This window comes from Caldibacillus sp. 210928-DFI.2.18 (assembly GCF_020554505.1).
Taxonomy (GTDB): Bacteria; Bacillota; Bacilli; order Bacillales; family Caldibacillaceae; genus Caldifermentibacillus; species Caldifermentibacillus hisashii.
Window position 1 is genome coordinate 1 of record NZ_JAJCHL010000105.1, and the last position, 9604, is coordinate 9604.

A 9604-nucleotide genomic window follows, 5' to 3' on the forward strand; every position below is an offset into this window, starting at 1 on the left:
CAAAGACCTTTAAGCCCGCATTTTTCCGTTATTCCTGTGGGGAAAATATTTTTCAACGTATTCTCTATCCTTTGGGAATCAAGGAATAACGAACATCGCAATTACCTCTGAGTTTCATTTAAAGCACTGCACTTGAAATAATATAGTAGTCTTTAATTTTTCTGTCTTTCATAACAGCAAAATTAGGTTTACAAGATACCAAGCATCTTAGTGACTTGCTTTCATTTATTGAACAACGTATTATAATTTAACACGATTAAAATATATTTGCAATAGAACAATTAAAGTTCTTTTTTTCTGAAATCACTAATTTATATTATATTTAGGTTACCGCCCAAAAAGCCCCTTTTATAAAAAAACTAACGCTCAGATCACAACACATTGTGTCTTGATAAATATATTGGCTAAAATTTTTCCATAAAACCTTTTTGGGTGCTAATCATATTTATGGTTACCACTCAAAAAGCCAATATTTCTATAAATCATATACAAAAAGCACAATTTTTGTTCCTAATAGATATAAGTAGTGGATATTTTTTTCAATAGGCCTTTTTGCATCAACCATATTTTTGTTTTATCAGTTTTTGTTTAATCACCGTTTTTTGAGAAAAATACATAAAAAAGTGAAAGCACTCCTGAAATCTTGGAGTTTATGTATGCAACGATACTAAATTTGAAGAAGGATTCCCAAGTACTTTAATTTAATTTAATTAAACCGAAACCGATCGTAGAAAGTGTAAGAGGGGCTGTTCCTGTCATCATTTCAAGAACAGCCCACTTATTAAACGTTTCACAAATTGATGTCACCCCTACTGTTCGAGGCCACCGAAACTATTTGAATAGATTTACTAATACAATATTTAGTATGATAAAACACAGAAATACATCTAAATACGATGTTTAGCAGAATTATTTCGCACTTCCTCAGCGGCCTCGCACTGTCCCCTTCATAAATCAGGAACAACATGTGACATTGAAGAATTCCTGGCTTGGGGAGAAGCTCCTGCACTCTTTCCTCATCCTGTCATCATTTCAGGAACAACCCCTCCGTTCATTTCTCCATATAATAAATTGCAGCTTCGTATGGGCGGAATAATGTACTGTTTTCCGTATCATCATAGTTTCCAAGCAACAAGCCCCAATTTCCCTCAGGTTTTTCAAAACTTACCGTATGCTCGCTGATATTGGCGGCGATGAGCAATTTCTCCGACTCATTTTCTCGCGTATACACGTATAAGTAGGGATGATTTGGTAACAACAATTCATACCGTCCATCCACAAACACATCATATGTATGGCGCAACTTAATTAACGATTGATAGTAATAAAAAATCGAGTTCGGATCAGCAAGTGCTTTGGTAACGTTAATTTCCGGATAACGGGGATTCACCTTCAACCATGGCGTTCCAGTTGTAAAGCCGGCATGCGGAGTGTCGTCCCACTGCATCGGCGTCCGTGCATTATCGCGTCCCTTTTTCCTGACGGCTGTTAAAAATTCGTCCTCCGACATAATATGATTTTCCACAACAAGTTCTCTGTAGGCATTTCGTATTTCAATATCGTCATATTCTGCTAACTTTAACTTAGCGTTTACCATTCCGATTTCTTCCCCTTGATAAATAAAAGGCGTTCCTTTTAACCCGTGTAAAATCGTTGCAAACGCTTTGGCACACTCAATGCGGTAGTTTGTATCATTTCCCCAACGCGACACGACACGTGCCTGATCGTGGTTTTCAAAATATAACGCATTCCATCCTGTATCCGAAAGTGCATACTGCCAGCGGGAGAGTATTTGCTTTAATTCAATCAGATCGAATGGTTTCAATGCCCATTTCCCCGCCGGACTGCCCGGCATTGTATCAACATCCATATGTTCAAAGTTGAAAATCATATTCAGCTCATGGCGGTCGGCACCTGTGTACATTTTGGCTATTTCAACATCGGATCCGATTGCTTCACCGACAGTCATACAATCATACTTTGACAGCACTTCACGGTTCATCTCTTGGATAAACTCATGGAGACGAGGACCGTTTGCATGGTATTTGCCAACACCGTATTTTTGGCCCTTAGGAAGTTCATAATCTGGAAAATCGAGAAATTTCGAAATAGAACCGATAACATCCATTCGCCAGCCATCGACCCCTTTGTCCATCCAGTATTTCATCAAATCATATACTTCTTTCCGAACTTTTTCATTTTCCCAATTTAAATCAGGCTGTTTCTTGCTAAAATAATGCAAATAATATTGCCCGGTTTTTTCATCATATTCCCATGCGGAACCGGAAAACATCGATCCCCAGTTATTTGGCGGGGAACCATCTGGCTTTGGATCCTTCCAGAAATAAAAATCGCGATACGGATTATCTTTTGACTTCCTGCTTTCCACAAACCAGAAATGTTCATCAGATGTATGGTTAACGACGAGGTCCATGACTACTTTAATACCCCGTGCGTGGGCCTCAGCAAGCAGCCGGTCCATGTCTTCGTTTGTCCCGAACATTTTATCAATCTTGCGGTAGTCGCGGATGTCATAACCATTGTCATCCTGTGGGGAGTCGTACACAGGACTGATCCAAATACAGTCAATGCCAAGTTCTTTTAAATAATCCAGCTTTTCAATAATTCCTTGCAAATCACCAATTCCGTCGCCGTTTGTATCATAGAAACTGCGAGGATAAATTTGATAGACAACTGCTTTTTTCCACCATTCTATCAAGATCACACATACTCCTTCGTATCGGTATTTGTTAAATAGATAGGCTCCCCAAATAGTTTTAATTCGAGCGGTTCCCCTTCAAGCAAGGAAACCGTTACGTGCTTTTTGTTTACTTTTACTTCCAGGAGACGATTCCGGTAATTAATTTTAAATGCATACGCATCCCAAATTTTTGGTAAAAATGGGGCAAAAGACAATGTTTCATTGAACGTACGCATCCCAGCAAAACCATGGACGATTGCGAGCCAACTTCCGGTCATCGACGTAATATGCAGCCCGTCTTCTGTATCATGGTTATAATTATCCAAATCAAGGCGAGATGTCCTTTTATACAGCTCCACCGCTTTGTCCTCTTTCCTGAGTTCAGCAGCTAAAATAGCATGGACACAAGGGGAAAGACTCGATTCATGGACGGTTAACGGTTCGTAAAATTCAAAATGTCGCTGCTTCTCTTCCATTGTAAACTCATCATTAAAGAAATAAAATCCTTGTAGTACATCGGCCTGCTTAATATAGCAAGAACGCAAAATACGGTCCCAAGACCAATGCTGGTTGAGTGGTAGATCTTCTCTCGGTATGGCACTGACCGGTTGAATCGGCTTGTCTAAAAAACCATCCTGTTGTAGAAAAATACCGAGTTTTTCATCATACGGAAAGTACATCCGGTCGATAATATCACGCCATTGGGTCAGTTCTTTTTCCGTAATATTAAGCGCCGTTTTTTTATCTTTTCCAATTTTATCGAGTGATGCGATTGTAAATTTAAGCGTCCAGACAGCAATCCGGTTTGTATACCAGTTGTTGTTAACATTGTTTTCATATTCATTCGGTCCAGTTACACCATGAATCATGTATTTTTGCTTTCGTTCCGAGAAATGAACTCGGTCGGCAAAAAAGCGGCTGATCCCAACTAGGACATCAATTCCATATTGGTTAATATACTCCTTATCCCCGGTATAATTAACATAATTATAAATCGCATACGCAATTGCGCCATTCCGGTGGATTTCTTCAAAAGTTATTTCCCATTCATTGTGACATTCAATCCCTGTGAATGTGACCATTGGATATAGAGCACCTTTGAGCCCGAGTTTTTTCGCATTTTCGTAAGCTTGCGGAAGATGATTGTACCGGTAAAGCAGCAAGTTCCTCGTTACTTCCGGAGATGCGACAGAAAGATACATCGGCACAGCATACGCTTCCGTATCCCAATAAGTGGCACCTCCGTATTTTTCACCGGTAAAACCTTTTGGACCAATGTTTAATCTTGGATCATCTCCATAATAGGTGGAAAAGAGTTGGAATAAATTGAAGCGGATGCCTTGCTGTGCTTCCGGATCTCCAACAATACGGACATCAGCTTTATCCCATCGTTTTTGCCATGCTGCCGCGTGTTCTTGGAATAATTCTTCATACCCGCTTTCTAATGCTTGGTCGAGTAATTCATACGCACGGGATAACAATAGCTCTTTTTCATAGTCTCTACTTGTTGTAACAGCAATAATTTTTTCTAAGTGAAGAGATTCGTTTTCCCCTAACTCTTTTTCATAAATTTGTTCAGCATATAACGGCTTTGCTTGATGGGTAGTCAAAATTGCATCCGTTCTGCATCCCATCGTAGCTGCAACAGTAAAACGGGGAACACCGAACGGGTTTTCAATCGTTTCCGTAATAACAGCTGCCCGCTTTTCGTTCACTTCGGAATGGATGTCCGTCCAAAACATCTCATCATAATTCGCGTCTTCATTTTTTACATTTCCATCCAAATACGGCATCAACTTGATGGTAGCCGGTTTTCCAAGATTCGTTGCACGGAATCGGATAGCCGCAATTTCTTTATGAACAATGCTGAAAAAACGTTCTATTTCAATTTTGACCATTTTTCCGGGCTTTTTGACAATGTAGGAATGACGCAAAACTGCTTTTTTCATATCAAGTTCTAGTTGAAATTGTTCAAGGTGATCAATAAATAGATCAATTTCTTCCTGATCAATCCATATACGTAACCCAACAAGGTTGATAGCGTTGATGACTTTGCCAAAGTAGTCCGGATAACCGATTTTCCACCAGCCAACCCTGGTTTTATCGGGATACCATATCCCTGCAATATAGGTTCCTTGGTGATGGTCACCAGAATAAGTCTCTTCAAAATTGCCGCGCATACCCATATAGCCGTTACCCAAAGAGGTGAGGCTTTCTTGCAGTCGAATATGTTCCCGGTGAAGCTGTGTAGTTTTTAATGTCCATTCATCCACATCAAAAAGTCGGTTGTAATACATAAAAGGGCCTCCTTATCAACATCTGATTAATTCATACTTTCTTCTGATAAAAACTTAGTCCTAAAAAAGATAAATGCAATGATAATAACAATCCCTAAAGATTGAATCATTAATAGCACAGTAATATTAGCACCTGCAAAGCCGGCAATCATGGCTAGAATTGAAGGGCATCCTGCAGCAAACATTGTTATGGTTGCTGCCTGTTTAAAAGTTTGGATACCGGAGTAACTTGAAAACTTTGTCAACCAAAGTATAAGAGACACCGCACCCATTAAAACAAAATTACTTGAAAAGAGCATGGCCAACATGGAACCTGAAATTAACGGAATGAGGTTGACTTTGAATTGCTGAAACCAGAGCTCTCCTGCAAAAGCGGCAAGGTCGTCTCCACTACGAACTTTTTTTCCTGCGTCATTTTGCGGATAGCGTACCGAAAAGCCAAACCCGTTTTCGTCAGTCAAGATCAGCCGGTTTTTTTGAAAAACGAGTGCATTTTTATAATGATCAACTTTTTTATGATACTGATCTCCGGAAACAGAAAAATCCTTGTTTGCATTAATGGAAATAAGTGTATCCCCGTCAACCAATTCATAGGCTTGAGCTTGAAGAATGCCATTGTTAATCTTCATGTTAACAGCCGGGCCGGAATAACCGGTCTTGACCGCTTCATATAAATTTGGCATGATTTTTCCTAACTCAAAACTTTCCGTACGGGCAAAAGATAATGAGAGCGGTGCAATCAGGCAAGCGTTTAAGAAAATAAACACGAGCGCAATTTTCAACCAACCAAGGTCTCCCCTGTGCCGATACATTTTTACCGGTGAAAATATATTTGCAAAATAGTTGACAGGGAATCTTTGAATCTGTTCCATCTATAACCCCACACTTTTTAAAAGATTCATCAAGGGATAATAACTACCCTTTTGTGCCGCCGGAAGTAAGTCCGGATACAAAGTTTTTTTGTAAGAAGAAAAATAAAATACAAATTGGCAAGGCGGCTAAAAAGGCACCTGCAGCAAACAAGGTCACTTTTTGATCAGTTGGATTGGAAATAAACTGTTGCAGACCAACTGCAACTGTTAAATGTTCCGGTGTCCTGAGCAAAAATTTTGCTAACAAGAAATCCCCGAAAGGTCCCATAAATGCCCAAAGTGCTTGAACGGCGAGCATTGGCTTTACAAGCGGAAGGACGATTTGCCAAAATACTCTTAAATGCCCCGCACCATCGATTCTTGCTGATTCATCCAAATCACGCGGTACAGTATCAAAATATCCTTTCATCAACCATGTATTCATTGGAATTCCGCCACCGACATAAAGGAGCGTTAAAAACCAGTAAGTATCCAAGGCATTTAAAATATTTGCCAATACATAGAATGCCGTTAATGCAGCCATCGTTGGAACCATTTGTATAATCAGGAAAAAGACTAAACTGTATTTCCTACCCTTAAAACGGTAACGACTGTAAGTGTAGCCGGCAAGCGTCACAATTACGACTTGAAGTACCATTGTGGCAACTGCAATAATGAGCGTATTTATATACCAATTTTTATACAACGTATTTGTAAACAGCTCGCGAAAATTATCCAGCGTCCAGTTAGAATGTAAATCCAACTGGAAAGAAACAATATTCGCTTCCCTGAAAGCTGTGGAAACGGTAATTAACAATGGATAAATAATAATCAAGCTTAATAATAATAAAAATGCATATGTGAAAAACCGATTGCAAAAGCGGGCAAATTTTTGGCTTTTCATGAACTCTCCCATGTTACATCATCTCCTCATTGCCAAATGCATTCGTTTTCTTAAAGGCGATTAGCGAGACGCCAATTACAATAAAAGAAATCATTAGCGTAATCGCGGCTGCCATTGCGTATTGCGGTGAGGTACCGGTTGTCAGTTTATAAATCCAGGAAATTAAAATATCAGTTGACCCCGCTCCGGAACCGACACTGCCTGGTCCGCCATTATTAAAGAGATAAATAATAGAGAAGTTATTGAAGTTAAAAGTGTACTGTGTAATCAGAACTGGCGCAGTTGCAAACAAAATCATCGGTAATGTTATCCTCCGAAACTTTTGCCAGAAATTTGCACCGTCAATCCGTGCCGCTTCATATAAATCCCCTGGTATTGACTGTAAAACGCCTGTAACCATTACAAAAATATATGGGAAACCAAGCCATGTTTGGATCATGATTAAAGCCACTTTCGTCCAAAACGGATCTGTTTTCCAAGAGATCGCCGGAATATCTGTAAATAACAGGTGGTTAATCGCTGGAATAACTTGGGTATTAATGGCACCGATACTGTCGTTAAAAATATTGGAAAAACTCATGATGGTAATGAATGCGGGTATCGCCCATGGAAGTAAAAAGATAATCCGGAATAAACGTCTGCCTTTAATGAAATCTTGGTTGGCCACAATTGCTGTTAATATCCCAAGCACGATTTGACCGGTTGTGGCACATAATGTCCAAATGATTGTCCAGCTGAACACACTTGTAAAAGTTTCACGATACGAACTGAGAGAAAAAATATTTAAAAAGTTTTTTAGTCCGACCCAGTCAATCAACTTGAATGGCGGAATATGATAAAAATCATAATTGGTAAAAGCGGTAAATAAAGTTACTAGTACAGGAAATATGATAACAAACGTCATAGCAAGATAGGCCGGAATTGTTAATAAATAAGGAAAACCCGAATCCCAAGCATTTTTTAAAATAGCTTTGGCCGTGGTGTTGGCTTTTCCTTTCACATTCCATATTGTAGCTACACGTCTCGCATCATAGATGTTCAAAAAATAAAATACAAGAAACAATAGAATGACAATGATTTGCAATGAACCTTTTATAAGCAAAAATAGTGAATGATCAACCCGCGGCGTTGTCCCTAATGTGATAAAACCAGTTAAAGCCGGTATACCAGCAATAGCCATTTGGAAGACGAAAAGAAGAAATATTGCTATGAAGATGACTCCTTTAAAAGGCTGTTTGTTGTAAAACTGACCGAGGCCAGGAATCAAGGAATATAAGCCGGCTTTACGGACATTCTTCAGCTTATTTTGTTCGATTTCCATTTTTTTTACCTCATTTCCATTAAACTTGCTAATTTGAAAGCCAGATGGGGAAAACCCCATCTGGAGTGGAATAAAATTTTTATTTAGAATACTTCTGAGCAATATTGTCTTTAATAATTTTTACAGCTGCATCGGCTGCTTCTTGCGGTGTTTTCTTTCCAGAAGCGGCGTCATACATGATTGATTCCATGCCGGTCCAAACTTCGGCCATTTCAGGAATATTTGGCATTGGCTGAGCAGATTTATATTGTTCGATGACGGCTTTTGCCAATTCGTTATCTGTGCCTGCTGCTTTTTCACGGGCAGCTGGATTTGCCGGAATTTCATTATATTCTTCAAAGAACTTGTAGTTGTTATCTTCATTCGTTACATAATTAATCCATTTTTTTGCCAATTCCGGTTCATTTGTATAGTTGGAGGCGACCCAGCCTTTTCCTCCTGCAAACGGTTGATATTCATTGCCATTTGGAAGTGTTGGGATTGGGGCTATTCCGAAATTCAAGTTTGCCTTCTTGAAATTTTCAGCCGACCATGGTCCGTCAATAATAGCTGCTGCTTTACCTTTAGTGAATACTTCCGTTACAAAGTCACCGGAACTTTTGACATCTTTCATCCCTTTTGGCCATATATCTTGAAACCAGTGTGTCGCATAGGTAATAGCTTCCACGGAACCTTCATTGTTTAAACCAATATCTTTCGTATTTGTTCCATTATCTCCGAAGACATAACCACCGTAACCAGCCAATAGACCATAGCTAAAGTAGAAATCTGTCCATTTTGCTAGGAAACCGGTATTTTTGCCAGATTCGGATTCAAAAGCATATTTACTGTCCTTTGCCAGTTCTTCGAGGTCAGAAAAAGTTTGCGGAGGTGAAGAGATTAGATCCTTATTGTAATAGAGTACAAGTGTTTCGATAACAAATGGGACACCGTAATATTTATTATCAATTGTGACTTGCTGTTGATCTTTTTCGTCAAAAGCACTTACATCTTCCTTACTAAGCTCAAGTAGGTGACCCTGTTGGCCAAGCCCGCCAATACGGTCATAAGCAGCAAGCATAACATCCGGTGCTTTTCCTGCCGGCCCATCAAGCGGAAGAGCTTCAAGCTGTTCAAACATCGGCTTTTTCACAATTTTTACAGTGACATCATTTTGTTTTTCAAAATCTCCCTTAATACTGTTAATATAGTCTGCATATTTTTCTTCAACGGAAACGGTGAGCGTTTTTTTGCCACCGCTATCTGAAGAGGAATTGTCGTTTGTTTCTTTCTTTCCTCCACATGCGGATAAAGCAAAAGTAATACTAAAAATTAGTGTGAGGACAAACAGCTTCTTTAACACTTTCATTTTTTTAACCTCCCTTTTTTTATTACAACCTCATTATAGTTGACGTCAGGAAACGTTTACAACGTTAATTTCCCTGTTACCGTTAACAAAATATAACCCCACTTTCAATCGTCTGGTAGAGTTAGGATTTGAACTACCACTAGGCTAAAGCCATAGTGGATTCCTAAGTACAGAGTTCTACC

6 protein-coding genes are annotated in these 9604 nt (G+C 39.2%); all 6 read right to left on the bottom strand.

What is annotated here, in order from left to right; genetic code table 11:
- Window positions 1-1051 precede the first annotated feature (1051 nt).
- Window positions 1052-2719, bottom strand: a complete 1668-nt coding sequence (locus LIZ98_RS15555) for a glycoside hydrolase family 13 protein (protein ID WP_227140153.1) — start codon at window positions 2717-2719, stop codon at window positions 1052-1054.
- A gap of 2 nt (window positions 2720-2721) precedes the next feature.
- Window positions 2722-4998 carry a glycoside hydrolase family 65 protein gene (locus LIZ98_RS15560; RefSeq protein ID WP_108897206.1) on the bottom strand — a complete coding sequence of 759 codons (2277 nt, stop codon included), beginning with the start codon at window positions 4996-4998 and terminating at the stop codon, window positions 2722-2724.
- 26 nt (window positions 4999-5024) lie between these two features.
- Window positions 5025-5870, bottom strand: coding sequence for a DUF1189 family protein (locus LIZ98_RS15565; RefSeq protein ID WP_227140152.1), 846 nt, complete (start codon window positions 5868-5870; stop codon window positions 5025-5027).
- 43 nt (window positions 5871-5913) lie between these two features.
- A complete protein-coding gene (locus LIZ98_RS15570; RefSeq protein ID WP_033826347.1) occupies window positions 5914-6765 on the bottom strand; it encodes a sugar ABC transporter permease in 852 nt (283 codons plus the stop codon).
- Window position 6766: 1 nt separating this feature from the next.
- Window positions 6767-8074, bottom strand: a complete 1308-nt coding sequence (locus tag LIZ98_RS15575) for a carbohydrate ABC transporter permease (protein WP_033826346.1) — start codon at window positions 8072-8074, stop codon at window positions 6767-6769.
- Between the two features lie 79 nt (window positions 8075-8153).
- On the bottom strand, window positions 8154-9422 hold the full coding sequence (locus tag LIZ98_RS15580; protein WP_227140151.1) for an extracellular solute-binding protein: 1269 nt from the start codon (window positions 9420-9422) through the stop codon (window positions 8154-8156).
- Window positions 9423-9604: the final 182 nt, after the last annotated feature.

Excerpts from the sequence above, each read along its gene's own strand:
- LIZ98_RS15565 (WP_227140152.1), bottom strand. The coding sequence starts at position 5,870 with ATGGAACAGATTCAAAGATTCCCTGTCAACTATTTTGCAAATATATTT.
- LIZ98_RS15580 (WP_227140151.1), bottom strand. The coding sequence starts at position 9,422 with ATGAAAGTGTTAAAGAAGCTGTTTGTCCTCACACTAATTTTTAGTATT.
- LIZ98_RS15560 (WP_108897206.1), bottom strand. The coding sequence starts at position 4,998 with ATGTATTACAACCGACTTTTTGATGTGGATGAATGGACATTAAAAACT.
- LIZ98_RS15575 (WP_033826346.1), bottom strand. The coding sequence starts at position 8,074 with ATGGAAATCGAACAAAATAAGCTGAAGAATGTCCGTAAAGCCGGCTTA.
- LIZ98_RS15570 (WP_033826347.1), bottom strand. The coding sequence starts at position 6,765 with ATGGGAGAGTTCATGAAAAGCCAAAAATTTGCCCGCTTTTGCAATCGG.